This is a genomic window from Flavobacterium taihuense (genome assembly GCF_019351435.1).
GTDB lineage: Bacteria > Bacteroidota > Bacteroidia > Flavobacteriales > Flavobacteriaceae > Flavobacterium > Flavobacterium taihuense.
In genome coordinates, this window is record NZ_JAHWYN010000003.1 from 143,882 (window position 1) to 167,371 (window position 23,490).

At 35.0% G+C, this 23,490-nt stretch carries 25 protein-coding genes; 5 read left to right on the top strand and 20 right to left on the bottom strand.

Features of this window, described 5'->3' with window-relative positions:
- Nucleotides 1-31 precede the first annotated feature (31 nt).
- A complete protein-coding gene (locus tag KZH69_RS04050) occupies nucleotides 32-2,263 on the top strand; it encodes a glycosyltransferase (RefSeq protein ID WP_255557634.1) in 2,232 nt (743 codons plus the stop codon).
- A 16-nt stretch (nucleotides 2,264-2,279) separates the two neighbouring features.
- Nucleotides 2,280-2,837, top strand: a complete 558-nt coding sequence (locus KZH69_RS04055; protein ID WP_219316182.1) for a sugar O-acetyltransferase — start codon at nucleotides 2,280-2,282, stop codon at nucleotides 2,835-2,837.
- Here KZH69_RS04055 and KZH69_RS04060 read toward each other — a convergent pair.
- The 7 genes from KZH69_RS04060 to KZH69_RS04090 all read right to left on the bottom strand — a co-directional run bounded on the left by KZH69_RS04060 (nucleotide 2,834) and on the right by KZH69_RS04090 (nucleotide 6,046).
- Entirely contained in the window at nucleotides 2,834-3,064 is a 231-nt protein-coding gene (locus KZH69_RS04060; protein ID WP_219316183.1) for a (4Fe-4S)-binding protein, read from the bottom strand. The genes KZH69_RS04055 and KZH69_RS04060 overlap by 4 nt on opposite strands.
- A 2-nt stretch (nucleotides 3,065-3,066) precedes the next feature.
- Nucleotides 3,067-3,480 carry an OsmC family protein gene (locus KZH69_RS04065; protein WP_219316184.1) on the bottom strand — a complete coding sequence of 138 codons (414 nt, stop codon included), beginning with the start codon at nucleotides 3,478-3,480 and terminating at the stop codon, nucleotides 3,067-3,069.
- Nucleotides 3,477-3,761, bottom strand: a complete 285-nt coding sequence (locus KZH69_RS04070; protein WP_219316185.1) for a GNAT family N-acetyltransferase — start codon at nucleotides 3,759-3,761, stop codon at nucleotides 3,477-3,479. Before KZH69_RS04070 ends, KZH69_RS04065 begins: the two co-directional genes overlap by 4 nt.
- Nucleotides 3,762-3,849: 88 nt before the next feature.
- Nucleotides 3,850-4,566, bottom strand: coding sequence for a pirin family protein (locus KZH69_RS04075; protein ID WP_219316186.1), 717 nt, complete (start codon nucleotides 4,564-4,566; stop codon nucleotides 3,850-3,852).
- A gap of 164 nt (nucleotides 4,567-4,730) precedes the next feature.
- Nucleotides 4,731-5,309, bottom strand: coding sequence for a Crp/Fnr family transcriptional regulator (locus KZH69_RS04080; protein ID WP_219316187.1), 579 nt, complete (start codon nucleotides 5,307-5,309; stop codon nucleotides 4,731-4,733).
- A complete protein-coding gene (locus tag KZH69_RS04085; protein ID WP_219316188.1) occupies nucleotides 5,310-5,630 on the bottom strand; it encodes a DUF6370 family protein in 321 nt (106 codons plus the stop codon).
- A gap of 53 nt (nucleotides 5,631-5,683) precedes the next feature.
- On the bottom strand, nucleotides 5,684-6,046 hold the full coding sequence (locus KZH69_RS04090) for a DUF983 domain-containing protein (protein ID WP_219316189.1): 363 nt from the start codon (nucleotides 6,044-6,046) through the stop codon (nucleotides 5,684-5,686).
- A gap of 90 nt (nucleotides 6,047-6,136) precedes the next feature.
- Here KZH69_RS04090 and KZH69_RS04095 point away from each other — a divergent pair, with 90 nt between their 5' ends.
- Complete coding sequence (locus KZH69_RS04095; RefSeq protein ID WP_219316190.1) at nucleotides 6,137-6,997, top strand: helix-turn-helix domain-containing protein; 861 nt, start codon at nucleotides 6,137-6,139, stop codon at nucleotides 6,995-6,997.
- A 3-nt stretch (nucleotides 6,998-7,000) separates the two neighbouring features.
- Here the strand turns inward: KZH69_RS04095 and purT are convergent, their stop codons facing one another.
- The 6 genes from purT to KZH69_RS04125 all read right to left on the bottom strand — a co-directional run bounded on the left by purT (nucleotide 7,001) and on the right by KZH69_RS04125 (nucleotide 12,447).
- Nucleotides 7,001-8,161 (bottom strand): formate-dependent phosphoribosylglycinamide formyltransferase, encoded by a 1,161-nt coding sequence (gene purT / locus KZH69_RS04100; protein WP_219316191.1) that lies wholly within the window; start codon nucleotides 8,159-8,161, stop codon nucleotides 7,001-7,003.
- Nucleotides 8,162-8,474: 313 nt separating this feature from the next.
- Nucleotides 8,475-8,804 carry a 2Fe-2S iron-sulfur cluster-binding family protein gene (locus tag KZH69_RS04105; RefSeq protein WP_219316192.1) on the bottom strand — a complete coding sequence of 110 codons (330 nt, stop codon included), beginning with the start codon at nucleotides 8,802-8,804 and terminating at the stop codon, nucleotides 8,475-8,477.
- Nucleotides 8,801-9,268, bottom strand: a complete 468-nt coding sequence (locus KZH69_RS04110; RefSeq protein WP_219316193.1) for a hemerythrin domain-containing protein — start codon at nucleotides 9,266-9,268, stop codon at nucleotides 8,801-8,803. Before KZH69_RS04110 ends, KZH69_RS04105 begins: the two co-directional genes overlap by 4 nt.
- Before the next feature lie 93 nt (nucleotides 9,269-9,361).
- The gene (locus KZH69_RS04115; RefSeq protein WP_219316194.1) at nucleotides 9,362-9,934 is read right to left on the bottom strand and encodes a hypothetical protein; all 573 of its coding nucleotides are present in this window, start codon (nucleotides 9,932-9,934) and stop codon (nucleotides 9,362-9,364) included.
- Nucleotides 9,935-10,109: 175 nt separating this feature from the next.
- On the bottom strand, nucleotides 10,110-11,315 hold the full coding sequence (locus KZH69_RS04120; protein ID WP_219316195.1) for a pyridoxal phosphate-dependent aminotransferase: 1,206 nt from the start codon (nucleotides 11,313-11,315) through the stop codon (nucleotides 10,110-10,112).
- A gap of 40 nt (nucleotides 11,316-11,355) precedes the next feature.
- Nucleotides 11,356-12,447, bottom strand: a complete 1,092-nt coding sequence (locus tag KZH69_RS04125; RefSeq protein ID WP_219316419.1) for a fatty acid desaturase family protein — start codon at nucleotides 12,445-12,447, stop codon at nucleotides 11,356-11,358.
- A gap of 107 nt (nucleotides 12,448-12,554) precedes the next feature.
- On the opposite strand from KZH69_RS04125, the gene rsmG reads away from it, so the two are divergent.
- Nucleotides 12,555-13,184: a 16S rRNA (guanine(527)-N(7))-methyltransferase RsmG gene (rsmG, locus tag KZH69_RS04130; RefSeq protein ID WP_219316196.1), complete on the top strand. Its 630-nt coding sequence runs from the start codon at nucleotides 12,555-12,557 to the stop codon at nucleotides 13,182-13,184.
- A 118-nt stretch (nucleotides 13,185-13,302) separates the two neighbouring features.
- Here the strand turns inward: rsmG and pruA are convergent, their stop codons facing one another.
- From pruA to map, 7 genes are all read right to left on the bottom strand, one after another.
- Entirely contained in the window at nucleotides 13,303-14,931 is a 1,629-nt protein-coding gene (pruA, locus tag KZH69_RS04135; protein ID WP_219316197.1) for an L-glutamate gamma-semialdehyde dehydrogenase, read from the bottom strand.
- A 95-nt stretch (nucleotides 14,932-15,026) separates the two neighbouring features.
- The gene (gene apaG / locus KZH69_RS04140; protein ID WP_219316198.1) at nucleotides 15,027-15,413 is read right to left on the bottom strand and encodes a Co2+/Mg2+ efflux facilitator ApaG/CorD; all 387 of its coding nucleotides are present in this window, start codon (nucleotides 15,411-15,413) and stop codon (nucleotides 15,027-15,029) included.
- A gap of 80 nt (nucleotides 15,414-15,493) precedes the next feature.
- On the bottom strand, nucleotides 15,494-16,744 hold the full coding sequence (locus tag KZH69_RS04145; RefSeq protein ID WP_219316199.1) for a type IX secretion system plug protein: 1,251 nt from the start codon (nucleotides 16,742-16,744) through the stop codon (nucleotides 15,494-15,496).
- A gap of 102 nt (nucleotides 16,745-16,846) precedes the next feature.
- Nucleotides 16,847-19,756: a DEAD/DEAH box helicase gene (locus KZH69_RS04150; protein ID WP_219316200.1), complete on the bottom strand. Its 2,910-nt coding sequence runs from the start codon at nucleotides 19,754-19,756 to the stop codon at nucleotides 16,847-16,849.
- A gap of 113 nt (nucleotides 19,757-19,869) precedes the next feature.
- Nucleotides 19,870-20,634, bottom strand: a complete 765-nt coding sequence (locus KZH69_RS04155) for a class I SAM-dependent methyltransferase (RefSeq protein WP_219316201.1) — start codon at nucleotides 20,632-20,634, stop codon at nucleotides 19,870-19,872.
- Nucleotides 20,635-20,711: 77 nt separating this feature from the next.
- The gene (locus KZH69_RS04160) at nucleotides 20,712-21,086 is read right to left on the bottom strand and encodes a GxxExxY protein (protein WP_219316202.1); all 375 of its coding nucleotides are present in this window, start codon (nucleotides 21,084-21,086) and stop codon (nucleotides 20,712-20,714) included.
- A gap of 96 nt (nucleotides 21,087-21,182) precedes the next feature.
- Complete coding sequence (gene map / locus KZH69_RS04165) at nucleotides 21,183-22,001, bottom strand: type I methionyl aminopeptidase (RefSeq protein ID WP_219316203.1); 819 nt, start codon at nucleotides 21,999-22,001, stop codon at nucleotides 21,183-21,185.
- A 184-nt stretch (nucleotides 22,002-22,185) separates the two neighbouring features.
- On the opposite strand from map, the gene KZH69_RS04170 reads away from it, so the two are divergent.
- Nucleotides 22,186-23,439, top strand: a complete 1,254-nt coding sequence (locus KZH69_RS04170) for a DUF445 domain-containing protein (protein WP_219316204.1) — start codon at nucleotides 22,186-22,188, stop codon at nucleotides 23,437-23,439.
- Nucleotides 23,440-23,490 lie beyond the last annotated feature (51 nt).

Genomic DNA, 23,490 nt, shown 5'->3' on the forward strand with positions numbered 1-23,490 from the left:
GAAATCAAAGAAAAACAAAACAATATTATTAATGAGCTCTTATCCGCCAAGAGAATGTGGATTGGCGACGTTTTCTAATGATATAGTCAATTCGGTTAAGTTGGTTTTTGGAGATTCACTCCCAATAGAAATATGTGCCTTACAAAAGCAAGAGAATCAATTCAAATATGCCTCTGAGGTGCATTATACATTAACCGTTTCAGCTATTGAAGAATATCGTCTCTTGGCCGAAAGGATTAATAGTCGTGATGATATTGGAATGCTTTGTGTTGAACATGAATTTGGTCTTTTTGGGGGTGATTATGGTAATTATCTGCTCTCTTTTTTATTAGCGATAAATAAACCAATTGCAACAGTTTTTCATACAGTACTCCCCAGTCCTAACGAAAAATTAAAAAAAGTAGTTCAGGCAATTATTGATTTGTCTAACAAAATTGTAGTATTGACTAAAAAGTCTCAAGAGATTTTAATTCAAGATTATGGTTGCAGAGAGTCAAAATTAATGGTCATTCCGCATGGTACTCACATGGTGCTTTTGGATCAAAAAGAGAATTTAAAAAAAGAATTTAATTTTTCGAATAAAATTGTATTGTCAACTTTTGGGTTGATCAGTGAAAATAAGAATATAGAGCGGGTTTTATATGCTCTTCCGGATATTATAGAAATACATCCTGAAGTGATCTATTTGGTAGTTGGTAAAACTCATCCAGAGATCTTTAAAAAAGATGGGGAAAAATACCGGGAGAATCTAATTGAAATAACAAAAAAACTCCATATTGAGAACAATGTTTTTTTTGTTAATGAATTTTTGGAATTAAAACAGCTGCTTAATTATTTGATTTTATCCGATATTTATTTGTTTTCTTCCAAAGACCCCAATCAGGCTGTAAGCGGGACTTTTGCTTATGCAATGAGCTGTGGTTGTGCAATTATTTCGACGCCTATACCTCATGCCATCGAAGCGTTGAATTCAGGTGTTGGGATTTTGTTAGAGGGATTTCATAAACCTGAAGAATTTCAAAAAGCCATACTCGAACTGGTTGAAAATAAACAGAGAAGATTAGAAATGGGACGTAATGGATATGCTTTGACTCATGAGACCACATGGGAAAATATTGCTTTGAAATACGGATTTCTATTTGCAGAAGTAACGGAAAGTAAGGAGAAATTAAGATTCAATTTTCCACCCATAAAGCTGGATCACATCAAAGAGATGACAACAGATCATGGAATTCTTCAGTTTTCAGATTTTAGTCAACCGGATTTGACATCAGGTTATACCTTAGATGATAATGCCCGGGCTTTAATTGATATGGTGATGTATTACAATATAAGTTCAGATCCCACAGCCTTGAAACTGGCTGCTATTTATTTTAATTTTATCAAAGGAATTCAGCGACAAGACGGCAAGTTTGATAATTACAAAAATTTTGATCTTCATTTGACACAGCAAAACGAACAGGTAAACCTCGAGGATTCGAATGGTAGAGCGTTATGGAGTTTAGGTTTTACCCTATGTAATCAAAAAGATCTTCCGTATGAAGTAGTGATCGAAGCACAAAAAGTTTGGGATAAAGCGGTTGTACATGTGAATGAGGTTACTTCTCCAAGAGCGATTGCTTACACACTTAAAGGGCTTTATTACTATTATCAGATTTACCCAAAGGAGGAAATTAAAAATAATATAATACAGCTTGCAGATAAATTATTGAATCACTATCACATCAACTCCGACGAGGATTGGTGTTGGTATGAAGATTATATGACCTATGCTAACAATGTGCTTCCAGAAGCCATGCTTTTTAGTTTTATGGCCACAGGAGATTTGAAATACAAAAAAATCGCATTAATTACTTTTGATTTTCTTTTATCACATTATTTTATGAAAGGAGAATTTAGTGTAATCTCCAATAGAGGATGGTTCGTTAAAGGCAGAAAAAAAAATACGTATGGCGAACAACCTATTGAAGTTGCTACAACAATTATTACCTTGCACTTGTTTTATGAGGTAACAAAAAACGTCAAATATAGAAACCAATTAAATCTCGCATTTTCATGGTTTTTGGGAAATAATCATCTCAATCAGATCATTTATAATCCCGTAAATGGAGCATCTTATGATGGTCTTGAAGATCGAAATGTCAATATCAATCAAGGTGCAGAGTCAACGCTTTGTTTTTTTAAGGCGCAACTCATTATGAATAACTATAAAAATCAAGATAATTATCGATATTTGGATACCGCAATTACATTTGCAATTTGAAAATGAATTATTAAAAATGACCGAAAAAGAAAAAATGCTTTTGGGCGAAATTTATTTGGCCAATGACAAACAACTTATCGAAGAGCGTACCAGAGCCAAAAAATTATTGCATAAATTGAATGTCACCGAATATTTGATGAATGGGCGATCACGAGCCATTCTGCGTGAGTTAATACCAAATTCTCACAAAAGATTATATATTGAACCTCCGTTTCATTGTGATTATGGGTACAATATTTATTCGGGAGAGAATGTGTATTTTAATGTCAATTGTGTAGTTTTGGACACGATGAAAGTAACAATTGGGAATAATGTTTTCTTTGCGCCCGGTGTTCATATTTACACGGCTACCCACCCGCTAAATGCTATAGAAAGAAGAACTGTTGAAAGTTCGAAACCTGTTTCCATTGGTGATGATTGTTGGATAGGAGGGAATTCCGTGATTTGTCCTGGAGTGACAATTGGTGCCGGTTGTGTTATTGGTGCTGGATCAGTTGTAACCAAAGACATTCCCGAAAACTCTTTAGCAGTTGGTAATCCTGCTAAAGTGATTCGGAAATTGAATGAAGATTAATCTTTTTTGTTCCTGTAAAAACTTAACGCTCCCGATGGGCATTTGTTTATAGTGTCAATGATTTTTTCTGTTGTTGAGTTTTCAGGGGTTATCCACGGTTGTTCTTTCGGTTTGAAAACGTCTGGATTATTGCGGACGCAGTTTCCGGAATGAATGCATTTTCCGGATTGCCATACAATGGTTACTTCGCCATTGGTGTATTCTTTTTTGATGTTTTTTGGATCCATGGTTAAAGGGAGGTGTTAATGGTTATTTTTCCTTTAAGTAATTTTGAAATCGGACATTTATCAGCAATGATTAATAATCGGTCTTTTTGTTCGGTACTTATTTCTTCCGAAAAGAAGATGTTTCTTCTAACGGTGGTTGCCAATTCGCCGTCTATTGTTTCTTGATATAAATTTAATGAAATATTTATTTCTGGAATGATCCATTCTTTTCGATCGATGTACATTCTCAAGGTTGAAAGAGTACAACCTGCCAAAGAAGCTAATAAAGTAGAAAAAGGATCCATGCCTAAATCTTTTCCGCCAACATTTTCTGGTTCATCCATTAGGAATTGACCGTTTCTCCAAGTAATGGTGCACAGGTACTTTTGAGTGCCAATGTGACCAAGAATGTCATTTTCAAAAAGATCTTCCATCATAACACGTCATTGAATTGAGGGTTTCTGTCAAAGGTTTTTTTAGCGAATGGACATAACGGGATAATGGTCCAGTTTTTTTCTCTTGCCACTTCAACCGCTTTTTCTACTAATTTTTTACCCAATCCTTTGCCGTTGAATGCAGGGGATACTTCGGTATGATCGATGATGATTTTATTCGGGCCGGCAAATACAAAAGTCATCAAAGCTATTTTTCTGCCTTCGGCGGTAATATTGAAATTACCGTTCTTCTCGTTGAATTCTATGTTTACAGTATCGCTCATGTTTTTTAGTTGCTAAGTTTCTGAGAGACTAAGTTTCTAAGTATTTGATTTTTTTTATCTTAACGACTTAGAAACTCAGAATCTTTAATTAATATCCCATCGGAATTTCCATTAACAGAAATTTTGCGTCTGTTATTGCTGTAATGTCTAAAGTTTTGAAATCAGTAATTCCTAAACCGTCACGAGTTTCCAATACCTGATCGTCAACCGTTATTGTCCCAGATATTACAAAAACATAGAGACCGTTTCCTTCTTTTTTTAATTCATATTTTTTAGAAAACTCGGCACTAAAATCGGCTAAATAAAACCAAGCATCTTGATGAATCCAAACTCCGGCATCATCAGGATTTGGTGATAGTATTTGAGCAAAATTATTTTTTTGTTCAGTAGTGTCTAATGTGATTTGTTGATAACGTGGTGCTACATTTCTAGTTTTTGGAAACAACCAAATTTGGAAAAGTTTGGTGCGTAAATCTGCATTTGGATTGAATTCACTGTGTTGGATTCCAGTTCCGGCACTCATTACCTGGACATCGCCAGTTTTTATAGTCGATTCATTTCCCATGCTGTCTTTGTGAGCCAAATCGCCTTCAAGTGGAATCGTAATGATTTCCATATTGTCATGTGGGTGTGTGCCAAAACCCATTCCTGCTGCTATAGTGTCATCGTTCAAAACGCGTAAAGCTCCAAATTGAACTCTTTCTGGATTGTACCAACTAGCAAAGCTAAAGCTATGATAAGCATTTAACCATCCGTGATCTGCGTGTCCTCTTGTGTCTGCTTTGTGTAAAACTGTAGTTGCCATGATGTATAAATTTAGTGATTTTTGTTATACAAATTTACAATCGTTTTATGTGTTTGTCGCTTAATCTAGATTAAGAAAGAAGTTTTCAGTTTTCAGAATGTAAAAAATAGAAGGTAGTTTTCAGACTTGGTTAACGGACGATTGGATTGCAATCTGCTGCCAGCCTACTGCTTTCTTAGTGTTTTACTTTTCATTTTACTAAAAAACTCAGGAGTAACGCCCAAATAGGATGCAATTTGTTTTTGGGCGACTTTCTGGATGAGAGTGGGGTATTTTTTGCAAAATTTCTCGAAACGCTCTTCAGCGGTGAGGCTGAGGTTGTCCATTAGGCGTTCTTGGTTTGCAACCAATGAATTTTCGGTAAGTATTCTAAAGAAACGTTCAAGCTTTGGGATTTCGCGATACAATATTTCCTGGTTTTCTTTTGATAACAAAACTACTTCTGCGTCTTCTAAAACTTCGATGAATAAGTTGCCCGGCTTTTGCGAAAGCAGACTGTACATATCACCAATCCACCAACCTTCGCAGGCAAAAGTCAATACATGTTCTACGATATTATCATTAATATTGAAACTGCGAAGAATGCCTGAATTTACAAAATAAGAATGTTTGCAAATTGCACCACTATTCAATAAGATCGTTTTGGCTTTGTAATGGTGTGTTTCAGTTTTGGACAAGAAGAGTTCTTTTTCTTGTGCTGTGAGCGTAACATGTTGCTCGATATTTTGGAGTATTAATGCCATTTATTTTTGCTCTGGAAGTAAAGTGAAGGAAGTGACTTTGAAACGATTGTTTACTATTTCTCCAGTAACTTCTGCTTTTCTAATGGTTTCACAAAAACCATCTTTGGCATGGGCATTCCCGTGATCGTCAATTTTGGTTCCATCTACAAAATAGGCTTTGCCATCGATGCGAACGGCAAGATCACAGCTTTTTCCTTTCATTCCAAATTGGCATTCACCACATGAAACTTCAACGATTTGAGATTTTATGAGCTTTTTTTTATCTTGAGCACTTGATATTAGTGTTGCAAATAATAATGCAAATACGAATATGTTTTTCATTTTAGGACAAATTTGAAAGTCCTAAGTTAAGAATTTTTAGTTTGTTTCTAATTCTAAATGGAATAGTTTTTAAACATGTAAATCCATAATAATCTGGAAAGACGAATGTTAAAAGAAGCCATCGATACTATGACTACGGCAATAATGGCAATGATTCTTAAGTCGAAGCGCTCTTCAAAAAATTGTTGTGCAATTATATAAGTTGCTATCCCTTGTGCTACAGTTAAGCCATAATTTACATACATCGCACCAAAGAAATAGCCTGGCTCTTTTTCGAATTTGAATTGACAATGGGGGCAATATTGATTCATTTTTGGGAATCCAACATTTAAAAAAATATTTTTCTCATTAAATACTTTTCCTTGAAGGCAATGTGGACAATCGTTATTTAGGATATGAACAAGTGTGTGTGACATTTTATATTTTTTTTCAAAGGTATTTTTTATTCGTGTCACAGCTATTTTCTATATTCGCTAATTATAGCACAATAAAGACATTTAGGAAGTATGAAAAAGTATCCCATTTATTCGATTCAGCGATTCAATTGCAATGACGTCAATAGTGATTTCTATATTAATACTTTCAAGAATCATTTAGTTGATCACAGTTTTGTAGAAGAGTCACATAGACATAATTCGTATGTGCTGGTTCTTTTTACCCATGGTTCAGGAACACATGATATCGATTTTGATAGTTTTATCATTCAGCCTGGCAGTATGTTTTTTTTACAGCCTGGACAAATACATCATTGGGTTTTGTCTGATGATATTGATGGTTTTGTGGTGTTTTATTCTCAGGAGATGTACAATCTGTATTTTAGACAAAAGACAATAGATGCTTATTCCTTTTATTCTTCGTTAGGGAATTCTCCTGAAATGGTTTTTGATATTAAAGAAGTAAAAGCGATTGAATCTTATTTCCTTGATATGCTTGGGGAATATCAAGGAAATAAAATTATGAAACAAGATAAAATCATAAACTTATTGGACAGTATTCATATTGAAATTGCCAGAAAGTATAATGAAACCCATGTTCTGGAAACGCATTCCTATAATGTAAAAATCAAAGATTTTCATGCACTTTTGGAGAAGTTTTTCTGGATAGAAAAAGCCCCTTCTTTTTATGCGTCTGAACTCCATATTACACTGAAGCATTTGAATAGAATATGTAATGAAAGATTAAAGAAAACTACCACTCAGGTTATTACAGACAGGATTGTTCTGGAAGCAAAAAGAATGCTGATGGATAAAAAAAGAACAGTCAACGAAATTGCAACAGCATTAGGGTTTGATGACTATTCTTATTTTGTACGTTTATTTAAGAAGCATGCAGCAATGACACCCACAGCTTTTCGGGATTCTAAATAGTGATTAAGGATGTACTGTGACTAGTTGAGCAGCTTCTTTTGCTTTTTTTACGACTTCCTCAATTGGAGTATCCAAAGTGTCGTTGACTAAAGCGACTCCCATTCTGCGAAAGGGTCTTGAGGTAGGTTTTCCGAAAATTCTGAAATCGGTTTTGGGTAAAGCAGCAATAGTATTAATGCCTGAATAACTAGGACTTATCGAGTTTTCTGATGCTAAAATTACTGCGCTCGCACCTGATTTTTCTAAAGTAATTTCAAAAATAGGCAAGCTCAAGATAGCACGTAAATGCAATTCGAATTCATTAAAATTTTGTGTTCCTGCCAAAGTAACCATTCCGGTGTCATGTGGTCTTGGGGATAATTCAGAGAAATAAACACCGTCATCGGCAAGGAAAAATTCAACACCAAATAATCCGGCACCACCCAAAGCTTCGGTTACTTTTTCGGCCATATCCTGTGCTTCGTATAGATCTTTGTCGGATACTTTTGCGGGCTGCCAGCTTTCTTGATAATCGCCACGTTCTTGTCGGTGTCCGATTGGAGCGCAAAATAAGGTGGGGTTGTTGTTTTGGACTACAGTCAATAAGGTTATTTCCGAATTGAATTTGACAAAAGCTTCGACTATGACTTCAACTACATCACCTCGAGAACCTTCTACGGCATATTGCCATGCTTTGTCAATATCGGCAGCAGTTTTTATGGTCGATTGTCCTTTTCCGGAGGAAGACATTAACGGTTTTACTACACATGGCATTCCTACAGCTTCAACGCCTTTTCGTAATTCTTCTGCTGAAGTGGCGTAGCGATAATTGGCAGTACGCAATCCTAGTTCTTTGGCAGCCAAATCGCGAATGGCTTTTCGGTTCATGGTAAAGTTAGCCGCTTTTGCAGATGGAACTACCGTAATTCCGTGTTTTTCGTAGTCATAAAAACGCTCGGTTCTGATGGCTTCTATTTCGGGAACGATGAAATCGGGTTGGTGTTTGGCTACAATATTGTCTAAAGCAGTTCCATCGAGCATATTGATCACTTCAAAACCATGAGCTACCTGCATTGCAGGTGCATTTTCATAGCTGTCAACAGCAATTACGGTTTGTCCGATGCGTTGTGCCGCAATTACAAATTCTTTTCCTAATTCACCAGATCCTAAAAGTAATATTTTCATTGGTTTGAACTTTGTATATTGTGAGTTTCCTTGGTAACGGAAAGGTTGTTTAGATTGTAACAAAAATACATTTTTTGTTTGAAATTCTTTTGGAATGGTTGCTGTATTTTGGTGATTTCTTGAGGAAGAAATGATGAATTACTTATTTAGCAGTTCGCCGGGTGAGGGACAGGAATAAGCTACCGAAGTAGCATGGATGGCCCGACACAGTTGAGTAATGAAGGCGACTAACCGTTGCTATAAGTAGCCTTCTTTACTCAACTGGGGCACGCCCAAATTCTCTTGTTTAAGATTCGTTTCAGTAAATTTGGATTTAGAAAATATTTTCAAGTATTTCGATTTGTGCTCCCTCCAAATCTTGAGTGATGAATAATTGACAGGATAACCGAATGTTTTCTTCAGTGTGGCCTAATTTTATGAGTGTGTTGGGTTCGTTTCTGTCTTTTGTAACCGAATTACCTTTGATTCCTGTCGTTTTTACGATACAGGTTGCGCATTTTCCCATTCCTCCGCATTCGCCAAAGCTGTTCAAAAAAAGTTTGTCTTTAAGCAAGTACATTAAGTTGGGGTATGCTCCATGGAAAGTTTCAATTTGCTGATTTTGGCCGTCTTCTATTACTGTAAATTGTATCGAATTTTTCATTTAATCCAAAAGGGGTCTGATACATTATCTTCGAAATTTTCTTCAACATGCAATTTTTGGATTGTTTCTAATTGCTCTTCAGTTGCGTGTTTTTGAATTTCGTTGAATAAAATGCGTTCCTCAAAACGGATGTGACTTTCTAATTCTTTTTCTATTTTCTCCAATGTTTTTAGTAATTCGGTTTCAGTATGAAAAAGTTGGTTCAAACTTTTGTGTTCGGCAATGGCTCTTTTAATTAATTCATTATTGGCGGGAAGTATGCTAAAAATGTGTTTTTCTTCCATTTCAAAGTGAGTGGCAAGATGTGCTTCCCAAAACCAATCAGCGTATTTTTTGATTCGCTCAGGGGCAATATTGGCTTTTAATCCTTCTTTTATTTTCCAACATAGCAGTAACCCGTGATGGTGTTCTCGACTGAGTTGTTTGAGTGATTCGTGACGTTTGATGGGCGTTGATTTTTCCATTTGAAGTTTTTAGAATTAGTCTTTTTGCAATAAAAAGCAGTATAGAATTATTTAGTGTCTTTAGAGAAAGAAATATTTTTCATATGGAATTGTTTAAAAACTAAACCCCAATTTTACGCCGCATCGGAATACGAAATTGTCAACGTAGGTGTTGTCGATATCGCCTTTTCCTTTTACTTCCCATTTCCAATTGAACCCAATAGAAGGATCTAGAATAATATTTTTTCCAATTTTTATTTTATATCCAATGTCATGATTGATTAAACTCCAATAGGAATAGTTTCCTTCAAAATTGCCTAAAGGAGTGTTTTCGTTAAAGTTTGTGCTAGAATATGCTATAAGCCATTGTAGGTAAACGCCAGATTTACGACCTCTTTTTTGATAGACTCTTTTGCCTAGTTCAATGGTGTAACCATTCCCTTTTACCTTTACCAAATTATTGTCATAATTCAATTGTGAGGCCGAAATGTTTAATAGGGTGGAAGTATATTCATCGAAAAGGAAAAAATCACTGTTGCCAAATTCGGCACTGATACCATACAAAGATGGATCCGAAAAACTGTAATTGGCTGAAATAGTAACAGTGTTGGGGTCTAGTTTTTCATGCTGGGCAAATGTCGAAAAGGAGACTAATATAGTTCCGATTAATACAATTGATTTCTTCATTTTTCTAGCAGTTTAGAATCATGAAGTTACGGATTTTTTGCCAATAAAACCAGTTTTATCTGAGTATAAAAAGGAGAGGAAGTTGTTTGGGTTTTGCTTAAAAAAAAAACAGTTTAAAGCATAAAGCGATGACACTTTAAACCTTAAACTATTTTATAATTGAAATAAATTCTATTTAAGCTAGAACTTCAGTAAGCGAAACCGCTTCTTTGATTCTGCGTAAAGCTTCTTTTAGTAATTCTTCGCTTGTTGCGTAAGAGAAACGGATGCAATTTGGGTTTCCAAAAGCGTCTCCGGTTACAGTTGCTACACAAGCTTCAGCCAAAAGATACATTGAGAAATCATTGGCATCTTTGATTAATGTTCCTTTTAATGTTTTTCCGAAGAAAGAGGAAACATCTGGGAATACATAGAATGCTCCTTCTGGAACGTTGATTTTGATTCCTGGAATTTCTTTTAATAATCCTACCACTAAATCTCTACGGCTGTGGAACGCGTCAACCATGTGTTTCAATACAGATGGGTCAGCATCTACGGCTGTAATTGTAGCGCGTTGTGCAATACTGTTGGCTCCGCTGGTTACTTGCCCTTGAATTTTAGTACATGCTTTTGCAATAAATTCTGGTGCTCCAATGTATCCTATTCTCCATCCTGTCATAGCAAATGCTTTGGCAACTCCGTTTACAGTTATTGTTTTTTCTAACATTCCTGGTATAGAAGCGATACTGCAAAAAGTTCCTGAGAAATTGATATGCTCATAAATTTCGTCAGCCACTACATATACGTGTGGGTGTTTTCCCAATACTTTAGCAAGAGCAGTCAATTCTTCTCTGTTGTAAACTGATCCACTTGGGTTACAAGGAGAACTAAACCACATCATTTTTGTTTTTGGTGTGATCGCTGCTTCTAATTGTTCTGGAGTGATTTTGAAATCAGTGTCTACAGAAGTTGGAACTTCTACTGGAACTCCTCCTGATAATTTAACGATTTCAAAATAACTTACCCAATATGGCGCTGGTAAAATTACCTCGTCGCCATCGTTAAGCATTACTTGTGCTATATTGTATAAAGATTGTTTGGCTCCTGTTGAAACCACAATTTGTGATGGTTTGTAATCTAAATTGTTGTCTCTTTTGAATTTTCTGCAAATTGCTTCTTTCAATTCTGCGTAACCTTCTACTGGAGAATATGTGCTGTAGTTTTCATCGATAGCGCGTTTTGCAGCTTCTTTGATAAAATCTGGGGTATTGAAGTCAGGCTCACCTAAACTTAAACTGATAATGTCTTTTCCTTGTGCTTTTAATTCTCTTGCCAATGCAGCCATCGCTAATGTTTGGGATGTAGCTAGATTGTTAATTCTGTCTGAAAGTGGATTGCTCATTAAAATGTAATTTTTTGGTTTATTCTTTTTTAGATAATTATTATAGAGAGGGTTCTAGACCCAATGTTCTTAGATGTTTAAAGTGGGCAACAACAGCTGCTGTCATTGTCTTGTATTCGTAATAAGGTAATTGGCATTCTTTGGCCGTTTCTTTTACTATTTTTGCAATTTTGCCATAATGAACGTGGCTAATGTGTGGAAAAATATGGTGCTCAATTTGGTGGTTTAAACCTCCTGTATACCAGTTTACAATTTTGTTTTTTGGCGCAAAATTGACTGTAGTAAACAATTGGTGAATGGCCCAAGTATTTTCCATTTCGCCAACTTCGTTTGGTTGAGGATTGGCAGCTTCGTCAACAACGTGTGCCAATTGGAATACGATGCTTAAAATTAATCCAGCGGTATAGTGCATTACAAAGAATCCGATAAGTACTTTCCACCAAGTGATTCCGATAACAATTGGTAAAACGATCCAAATAGATAAATAAATAACTTTTGTGATGATTAATGTAGTCCAAAGTACTTTTGGACTTTTAGGTTCACCATACGATAATTTTCTTTTTAGGTAACTGCTCATTTGTTTGAAATCAGTAGTAATAGCCCAGTTAAAAGTTAATAATCCGTATAAAAACACGGCGTAATATTGTTGGAATTTATGAAATTTGTGCCATTCGGCTTCTTTGGAGAAACGCATGATTCTTCCTGCTTCTAAGTCTTCGTCATGACCTATAATGTTTGTGTAAGTATGGTGCAATACATTGTGCTGTACTTGCCAGTTGTGTACGTTTCCTGCTAATACATATATGGTTCCTCCCATGAATTTATTGACCCAACTTTTGGTTGAATACGATCCGTGATTGGCATCGTGCATCACATTCATCCCAATTCCAGCCATTCCAATTCCCATGACAATGGTCAATAAAAGGTGTGCCCAAAAGGGCATGTCTAAAGTAAGTATCAAAAAGTAGGGCACAAGGAAGACAGTAAAAAGAATAATAGTTTTCAAATGAATTTTCCAGTTTCCAGTTTTTTCTATATTATTTTCTTTGAAATAGCTGTTAACTCGAGAATTAAGTGTTCTGAAAAACTTTAAATTGTCTTGTTTTGCAAATGTAGGTGCGGTATTGTTCATATAATTTTCTGAATATTTGCAAAGGTAACCAATATAAATTTTCAACATACAATATTGAGTTAAATATTTCTAATCTAAAAGCAGTACTTTTGTTAAAATTTTTTAAGATGGACGAGATTCTAAAGTATTTTCCTAACCTATCTGATAATCAGATAGAACAGTTTCAAAAATTGGATTTTTTATACCACGATTGGAATGAAAAAATCAATGTAATTTCACGTAAAGACATTGATTCTTTGTACACTAAACACATATTGCATTCTTTGGCTATTGTCAAAGTTAATAAGTTTGAACCAGGGACTTATGTCTTGGATGTAGGCACTGGAGGTGGTTTTCCTGGGATTCCATTGGCTATTCTTTTTCCGGAAACCCGTTTTTTTCTGATCGATATTATTGCCAAGAAAATTAAAGTGGTTCAAGCCGTTGCAGAAGCATTAGAACTGAAAAATGTAAAAGCGGAACAACTTCGTGCCGAAAACGTGAAAGGAGATTTTGATTTTATCGTAAGCCGGGCGGTGACCAATATGCCTGATTTTGTTTCTTGGGTGAAAACAAAAATTAAGAAGCAAAACAAACACCAGCTGAAAAACGGTATTCTTTATTTGAAGGGCGGTGATTTAACCGAAGAACTAAAAGATTTCCCGAAAGCTACAGAGTATAACATTTCTGATTTCTTTGAAGATGAATTCTTCGAGACTAAGAAAGTAGTTCACTTACCATTGAAATTTGTGGTGTAGAAAAGTTTCAGGTTTCAAGTTTGTTCAAACTTGTAAAAAGTAAAAAGCCGAATCTTAATTTAAGATTCGGCTTTTATATTTATAAAGTCTTCAAGACTTTTGACCTTCAACTTTAGGACTATTCTCCCAAGAAAGGATATCTATAATCTGTTGGAGTTACAAACGTTTCTTTGATTGTTCTTGGAGAAGCCCAACGCAATAGATTCAATGCAGAACCTGCTTTATCATTGGTTCCAGAAGCTCTTGCTCCACCAAAAGGCTGCATTCCTACGATAGCTCCGGTTGGTTTGTCATTGATGTAGAAGTTTCCGGCTGCATTTTGTAAAGCGGTTGTCGCTTCTTCAATAGCGTAACGGTCTTGACTGAAAACAGCTCCAGTTAAAGCATATTCAGAAGTAGAATCTACTAATTTCAGCGTTTCAGACCATTTAGCATCCTCATAAACAAAAATGGTCATAACTGGTCCGAATAATTCGGTTTCCATAGTGCTATAATGAGGATCTGTAGTTACGATAATTGTTGGCTCAATAAAATAACCAACTGATTTGTCGTAATTTCCACCAACTATAATTTCGGCATCAGCATCTTTTTTGGCTTGGTCAATAAAACTAGCCAATTTATCAAAAGAGCCTTCATGGATAACAGCAGTAATAAAGTTGCTGAAATCTTCTGGAGAGCCCATTTTCATTGATTTTGTATCTGTAATCAATTGCTCTTTAATAGCAGGCCATAAGCTTTGTGGTACATAAGCTCTTGAAGCAGCAGAACATTTTTGTCCTTGAAATTCAAATGCTCCACGAACAATTCCTGTAGCCACTTGTTTTGGGTTGGCACTTGGGTGAGCAATGATAAAATCTTTACCACCAGTTTCTCCAACAATTCTCGGATATGTTTTGTAATGGTGAATGTTTGTTCCAATTTTTGCCCAAATATCTTTGAATACATGAGTAGAACCTGTAAAGTGGATTCCAGCAAAATCACGACTTGCCAAAACAGTGTCGGTGATCATTAATGCATCTCCAAATACAACGTTGATAACTCCGTCAGGAACTCCAGCTTCTTTGAATACGTCAATAATAACTTTTGCAGAGAATACTTGACTGTCACTTGGTTTCCAAACTACAACATTCCCCATCATGGCGGCACTTGCAGGTAAATTTGCAGCAATAGCAGTAAAGTTGAATGGAGTTATCGCGTATACAAAACCTTCAAGAGGTCTATATTCTAAACGGTTCCACATATCGGATGCCGATTTTGGCTGGTCTGCATAAATTTGAGTCATGAATTCCACGTTAAAACGTAAAAAATCAATCAATTCACAGGCAGCGTCAATTTCGGCTTGATGAATATTTTTGGACTGACCAATCATTGTTGCAGCATTGATCCTTGCTCTGTATGGACCGGCGATTAATTCGGCAGCTTTAAGGAAAATAGCAGCTCTTTGTTCCCAAGCCATATTTGCCCATGCTGTTCTGGATTCCAATGCATTGGCGATAGCTTTTTGTACGTGTCCTTTTTCTGCCAAATGATAGGTTCCTACGATATGCTGGTGATCGTGTGGAGCGGTCATGTTTTTGGTATTCCCTGTTCTAATTTCTTCGCTACCAATATACAATGGAACGTCAATTTTAGTATTCCACATTTCTTTATAAGCTGATAAAACAGCTGCTTTTTCGGGGGAATTAGGTGCGTATCCTTTTACGGGTTCGTTTACCGCTTTTGGTACATTGAAAAATCCTTTTAGCATATCTCTATAATTAAATATTAAACGATTATAAATTTGATGCAAAAGTACAAAGGAAAGATTTAAATTATGCTAAAAATGTCATAATTAAAGTCAAATTAATTCAAAGCAAAAGGAGCACACATTCTAAAGGTGGGTACTATAACTCTGAAAGATTTAGTGGAAGTGAAATTAATCATGTTGAAATACCCTTTCATGGCGCCATAAGGAGAGGATAATAAACAACCTGAACTGTAGGTATGTAACTCACCAGGTTTCAAAACCGGTTTTTTTCCTATAACACCTTCTCCGTCTACATATTCTAAATCATTCAAAGAATCGTAAATTTCCCAATGACGGGATGTTAATTGTACTGAATCTTTACTGTGATTTTCTATCGTGATTTCATAACTAAAAGCAAAGTGAATCTTATAGTTTTTGAAGTATGTCCCTTCAAAACTAGTCAATACTGAAATTTTAATGCCTCTTGTTATTTGTGAAACCATGTTAATGAGCTAATTAGGTACTGTATGGTGACAAATCTACGAAAAAATTGAATATTTTATTTAAAAATTTTCAAAGTTTTCTAATTTGTTATGTTTAATGAATTTGCGGTTCCTCTTCCTATGACTTTTTCATAGCGATCTGCACTTCCTTTATAATAAACCAATATGGTATAGTCGTTTTCAGTTTGATAAAAATTTCCGTCAATAGCATTCTCTTGGTCGATAATCCCTTTGCTGTTAAGAGTTAGGTATTGGTAGTTTGTAAATCCTTGTTTGATTAAAATTGCTTTTTCGTAAAGACCATTTTTTTGATTAAAATCCATTTTGTATTCGGGAGTTGTGCTGTAATTATTGAACATTCCAACTACATAAATGGATGAACTTGGATTAGCCAAAGGAGCAGAGAGACTGAAATAAACCCACGAATAATCCGATTCAATGATGTTGTTTTCACCGTCCAGTTTTCGAACAGAAAAATTTCCGTTAATATCCGAAAAATTGGTGTAAGGAAAACTAGATTTATCATTATTGGTGTATAAATGGGTATTGTAAATGTCATTGTCGGAGTTGATGAAGCTCACGTAATTATTGGCGTTTTTGATGTCTTTCGAATCAAAATTTAAAAATTCATTACCCGCCCAAAACTGCGTTTCCTGATCGTATTTATAGATAAAATTATTACTGACTGTGTATTGAGGTGGCACATTTTTTATAGCAGTATTGAATTTTCCATTTTGTAACAAAACTACCTTTAGATTTTGCATTGGATTTTGAAACAACATTTGATCTCCAGTTTTGATTTCAAATTCCAAATTGTGTTTCGAATAAATGTTTTTTACCGTTCGAGGTCTTTTAATTTTTAAAGGTACTGAAACCAAGTCTTCATAAAAGATGAAATACCTCTTCAAAACTACCTCTTTGTCAGAATTTAAAATGGTTAGAACATAATTACCGCTCAAGAGTATTTTAGTGTAATTATTAGGAATAGATAATTTATAATGGGTAAAAGTCTGTAAAGTATTAAAAGAGTTGACATATTCTTGAATTTTTTGACCGTCAAAACCTTTTAAGTATTCGCTTTTTGGAATGTCAGTTGGAATCCAATTATAATCGCAATGTGTGATTTCGTAATAGTAGTCGGCTTCATTGCCAAATAAGTCATCAAATTGAAACTCAAATTGTTCTCCCAATCTAAATATAGGAACTACGTTTTGACTATTCTGAACAAAAGATACCGTTTTGATGTTATAAGGAGGTGCTATTTCAGTCTCAACTTGGGCAGTACCAGTTAGGGAAAAGAATGAAAGAAGTAAAACGGCTATTGATTTCATTATTGATTTTCGTTCATGAGTCGTAAATATACAAATTATATGTTAGCTGTATGCACTAAGCTTTAGGCGAAAGGCTTATTGCGTATAGCTTAAAGCCTAAAGCTATTCAAGTATAAAATCCAAATTCTCCTCAATTTCAGTGCTGATGTAATTTTCATCCAAAAGAGAATCGGCTAACAGTTTTTTGCTTTCCTGTAAGCGGATGATTTTTTCTTCAACAGTATTTTTGGTGATAAACCGAATCACATTTACTTTATTCATCTGGCCAATTCGATGCGCACGACCAATTCCCTGTTTTTCCGAAAAAGGATTCCACCAAGGATCTAGAAAAACGACATAAGATGCTTTGGTAATATTAAGTCCAACGCCACCCGCTTTTAAAGAGATAAAAAAGAGCAATGGTTTTTCCTGTTCCTGGAAACGATTGACTTGGTATTGCCTTTCTTTCAAAGGGGTTTCTCCCGTGAGTTCACAGAAATCGATTTTATTTTCCTTGCACCAAGTTTTATAAAAATCCAAATTGGATACAAACGAACTGAATACAATTGTTTTTTGGTTGGATTGTACCAATGTTTCCAAATATCGGGTCACGGCAATGTATTTTCCCGAATCCATTTCCGATTTGGAATCGATCATTTTAGGGTGATTGCTCAATTGCCTCAAACGCATCAATGTGTTGATAATGCTGATTTTGTCTCTGTTTGGTCCTTCGGTTTTCAAAAGGAAGTTTCGGGCTTTGGATTTTTCCTCTTCGTACAACTTCTCTTGTTCGGGTTCCATTTCACAATAGTAAATCTGCTCGGACAATTCGGGTAAATCTTTTAAAACCTGCTCTTTGGTGCGTCGCAGAATAAAAGGGGCGATAAGATTTTTCAGTTCCAATAAACTGTTCTCGTCTTGCTTTTTCTCGATTGGAAATTTATAATTTTCGGCAAAAAAGGAATAACTTCCCAATATATTTGGATTGATAAATTGCATTTGCGACCATAAATCATCGAGTGAATTTTCTATCGGAGTTCCGCTCAACGATATTTTGTGGTTGGCTTTTACTTGGTTGATTGCCTTGAAAGTTTTGGAGTTTTTATTTTTGATGTATTGACTTTCGTCCAAAATCAAATACCTGAAATTGTATTTTTCCAAAATCGAAATGTCTCTAGAAATGATGGCATAACTCGTAAAAATCAGATCGTATTTTTCTAGTTTTTTCGAAATCATTTTTCGGTCGTTGCCAATGTATTGCACTCTGCGGAAATGCGGTGTGAATTTCCGGGCTTCATTGTACCAGTTAAAAACCAAAGAAGACGGTAAAACAATTAATGCTTTTAGGTATTCTTTGGGTACAGGAATTTCGTTTCCAAACAAATCGAGTTGAATGTCTTCGGCTTTTTTAAATTCCAATTGTTCTTGTACAGCAACCAATGTGGTTAATGTTTGCAATGTTTTTCCCAATCCCATGTCATCAGCCAAACAAGCGCCTAAACCATTGTTGTAGTGTTCCAAAAGCCATTTGACTCCTTCAATTTGGTAGGGTCTCAATGTTGCTTTTACCAAAGTGGAAGGTTGATATTCGACCTCTCCTTTTAAATGTATTGAATTTTTAAGTTCTAAAATACCATCCAAAACAGCAAAATTGCTTTTAAGTAAGATAATATTTCCGTTTTGAACTTTTGCTAATTTCGCCATTGGTCCGTAAAGTGTCATCCATTCTATCGGAATCAAAAAATAGTTGCCGTTTGGTAAAAGAAAGAGTCGGTTTCGGTTTTTTATATTCGGAACAATTTCAGTGAAGCTAAATTCAAATGCCTCGCAAACCACAATCATTTTGATGTCAAACCAATCGCTTTTGATGTCATTCGAAAATTGAATAGCCACTTTATGAGTGTCGATTTTCTTGCTGTCTATTTTTAGATCTTCTGTTGAGAATCCTAAAGATTTGAGGTTTTCCTGATTTTCGATAACCCATTGAATAGTGGTATAAGGGTCTTGTTTTTCGTCCTTTGGCGAAAGCCCATACAAACCGGTTTCCGTTTTTATAAAGCCAAATTCTAACAATTTATTTTCAAATGAAGCTTCTTCGACCGCTTTTCTTTTATATTGAATCACTTTGATTTCCTCCAGATTTCGGCTGTCAATTTCGGAATGGATTTTCTTGGTTTTGCTATTGTCAAAACTAAAACCATCATAGTCGAATAAAAGATTTAGAGAATAAGTGTTTTTAAAAAAATCATGCGACAACTCGAGTGAACAAGATTTGATTTTGTCCTTGAGTTCGACTGCAAATCCGGTGGCTTTTATATCTGCTTTTTTTGCCACGTCCTTGATGAATTTTTCAAAGTATTCAGAAACCATTTTCGAAGGAATTTCGATGGTTTTCTTTTTCAAAAAAGGAATAATTTTTTTGGTGTTGATATTTTTTAAAAGATGCAATTTATGGTAAGCAACTAGCCAGCCAGGTTCGTCCAAAAGTAACGTGATGTCTGTGTTTGATGGGTAGAATGTCGTTGCTTCGTCTTTTAAAAGTAACGTATAAGAAATTCCGTTTTCGTGTTTGTCAAATTGAAGACTGGTTTCCAATTTTGGATTTGTAGTGGTAATTTGACTAATGCGAAAATCTTTTTCTTTTCCCAAATTCAGCGAGAGCGGGAAATTGTCTTCACAAACTAAAGTGTAAAACTGGTCTAAATTTGTTTTTATGAATTGCTGAATCCCAAATTGCAGTTTGCTGTCTTTGAACAAATCTTCAATATTTTTGACTGATTTGCTATTTTTGCGGAATTTCTTAAAAATAACTTCGGGTTTGAGTGCTTCACAAAGGGATAAAACTTTTTTTGTGTTTGTATCTAAATTTTCAATAATCACACCAAAACTTTGAAGTACCTCGGGACTCGCTTTTTTGTCCAGATAAGTTATAGCTTCAGAATGTCCTACAATATAAGCGGTCGGAATATAGGTGTTTAGCTTTTGCTCAAAACTAATATCAAAGCAGAACTGAAAGGAATTTTCGGTTTTCAAACGCTAAAATTATTTGATTGTTAGAGAGTTTAAACACAGATTTCACAAATTCACACAGATTAATTTGTGCAAATTTGTGAAATTTATTTTGTTTTTATCTTGTTGTAAAATAATTATTTAAAACAAACTGGAATGATTTCTCCTTTTGCCAAACAATATTTTTCTACCAATTCTGGAGCTATTTTATTGGTGTAATCTTCTTCGATAACAGTAAAACCAATGCTTCTTAATTTATCAAAATAATCACGGCCATAAATACGCACGTGGTCATATTGTCCAAATATTTTTGCACGTTCTTTTTGGTCGGTAATCGTATCATCAGCAAAGGTTACATCTCTTTTTAAATCTTGCGGGATTTGCAAAATAGCCATTCCGCCCGGTTTCAAAACGCGGTATAACTCCTGCATGGCTTTGGTGTCATCTGGAATGTGTTCCAAAACGTGGTTGCAAAGTATAATATCGTATTGATTGTCTTCAAAAGGCAAATTACAGATATCTGCTTTTACATCTGCCAAAGGAGAAAATAAGTCGGTTGTAGTGTAATCCAAATTTTTTTGCTTGCGGAACAGTTTGTAAAAAGCTTGTTCTGGCGCAAAATGCAATACTTTCTTTGGAGCGGTAAAAAAATCGGTTTGCTCATTTAGGTATAACCAGAGCAAACGGTGTCTTTCCAGTGAAAGCGTACTTGGCGAAAGCACATTGTTGCGTTGTTTTTCGTATCCATAAGGCAAGAACGATTTGAAACTTTTCCCGTCAATTGGGTCTGTATATTTATCTCCTTTTAATGAAAAAGCGATAAAAGGACGAGCAACATAACTTAAACGAATAAGAATGGGACGTGGGATTGTATTGAGTATAAGTTTAAACACAGATTTCATTTGATAAAAATTTAAACACGAATTTCACGAATTTGCACGAATTAATTACGGCTAATATGAATTTCACTAATTTGGGACTATAAAATTATTCTTTTGTATTTTAGACTATCTTCTCCAAAATTGGCTAATAAGCCTAATTTGTTTTTAGATGATGCTAAATAATTTAATGTTTGTTTGATATCACTATTTGTTAATTGTGAAATCGCTTTTACTTCAAATATTATTTCATTAAAAACCACAAAATCAGCTATGTATTTTCGTGGTAAAATAATATCTTTATATTCAATTTCGTAAATCTTTTCTCGTTCAAAAGGGATTGAATTAATTCTAAATTCATGTTCTAAAGCATCTTTGTAAACCACTTCACTATGACCTTTGCCAAGAATTTTATGAACCTCCATACAAAGACCAATAATCTTATAGGACTCTTCTTTTAAGTAAATATCATCCATATTAATGAATTATTCGTGAAATTTTTAAGCCTATAGAATTCGTGCTAATTCGTGAAATTTGTGTCTATTTTTTAATTTAGTTCGTGCAATTCGTGTTTAAATAACCAAAGGCACTTTTCTAAACTCATCTTCTTCATTGCTCACGATTCCCAATTCTTTGTAGATATAAGCAAACGTCGATAAAATTTCAGGTTTTCCATCGATAATAGCTACATCGTGTTCAAAATGCGCAGATGGTTTTCCGTCGGCAGTGGTAATTGTCCAGCCGTCTTTATGCTGTTTGATGTTTTTGGTTCCCATATTGATCATCGGTTCAATGGCAACAACCATTCCTTCGATGAAAAGTTTTCCACGGCCTTTTTTACCGTAGTTTGGCATTTCTGGATCTTCATGCATTTTTTGACCAACACCGTGACCCACTAATTCTCGAACCACACCATAACCATGTGCTTCGGTGTATTTTTGAATCGCATTACCAACATCTTCCACACGATTACCCACACGCAATTCGCGGATTCCAACGTATAGCGATTCTTTGGTTATGCGTAATAATTTTTTAGTTTCTTCGGCTACTTCTCCAATTTCGAAAGAGTAGGCGTGATCCCCGTGAAATCCGTTTTTGAAAGCACCGCAGTCAACCGAAATTACATCACCGCTTTCTAAGGGTTTGTTGTTCGGAATTCCGTGTACAACTTGTGAATTTGGACTCATACACAATGAATTCGGGAATCCATAAAGTCCCAGAAAACTAGGGACAGCACCGTGATCACGAATGAATTCTTCGGCTCTTTTGTCTAGATATAATGTGGTAACTCCTTCTTTTATTTCAGAAGCAATCATTCCTAATGTTTTTGATACGATTAAGGCACTTTCGCGCATTAATTCTATTTCCTCACGTGTTTTTTGAATAATCATGTTTTCGAATTTTCAGAGTGCAAAAATACACTTTTAAAATTATTTCTTTTGTATTGGGTTTGTTTTAATTTTTAAGACTTTAAAACTGGAACGAAATCCTACTGCGATTTGGAGACTTATGTTTTTTTTAGGATTTGTAGTACTTTAAATGCTTAAATTAGCTAAGAAATCAATTCGTTATATTATGAATGCATCCATAGAAGAAGATAGTAAAAAAGAGAAGGATTTGGCTAAAATGAAAAGAAACGCGCTTATCCTATTGGGATTTGCAGTGGTTCTTTTTGTGGTTGCTAATGTTTATAAAATTGATTGGCTCAAAGCTTTTAGCGAAGCCGCTATGGTGGGGGGAATTGCCGATTGGTTTGCTGTCGTGGCTTTGTTCAGGCATCCGCTTGGGATTCCGATACCACATACGGCTTTGATTCCTAGTAATAAAGATAAAATAGGCGAGAATCTTGGGAATTTTGTTTCAGATGAGTTTTTGACTAGAGAAAAATTGGAACTGAAAATAGAGCAATTTAATGTGGCTGTAAAAGCTTCGGATTGGTTGATAGATGAAAAAAATGCTAATACTGTAGCGAATTTAATTGCTGAAAACGTGATTCCTGGCCTTTTGAAAACGATAGATGATGAAGAAGTTCAACATTTTATACAAACCCAGTTTAGTGGTAAATTAAGCAAAGTAAATTTTGCCGAATGGATTGCTCTTGGTTTAGAATCATTGGCTAAAAGCGATAAACAAGAAGAATTGGTGACCAATGTTTTGAGAACTCTAATTGTGGAATTGCAAAACAACAAACATCTGATTGGAGAAAAAGTAAAAAGTTCGACTCCATTTCTTTCTTTTGGCTTGGCCGATAAAAAAATAACAGAAGGGATTTTCAATGGATTGTATAATTTTCTGGAACAGGCAAGTCATCAAGACAGCATTATTCGAAAAAAAGTAAACAACTATGTGGTGGATTTTATAATCGAGTTGAAAGAATCACCCGAAATGCAACAAAAAGTCAATGATTTGGTTCTTGGCTTTGCTAATAAAAAGGAAGTGCAGGATTATATTAGTGGCATTTGGTTGGAAATCAAAACGGCTATTGCCAATGATCTAAATCAAAAAGAGGAGTCAACAATCAAAAATAGTATTGCCAATATGATTCAGAGTTTTGGAAAAGGAATACAAGCCGATCAATTGATGATGGATAAGATTAATAATTTTATCAAAAATGATGTTCTTTCCGTGCTTATCAATAATAAAAAGATGATTGGTGAATTGATTTCTTCTACCGTAAAAAGTTGGGATACCGATGAGGTTTCGAAAAAATTAGAACTAGAAATTGGTGGCGATTTGCAATACATTCGAATTAACGGAACACTTGTAGGCGGTTTGGTGGGGCTTTTAATTTATGCTGTTGAACTTGTGTTGCATAATTTTATAAACTGATTGTATTTTAAAATGAAAGAGAGTCTTTTTGATGTAAAAAACTCTCTTTCT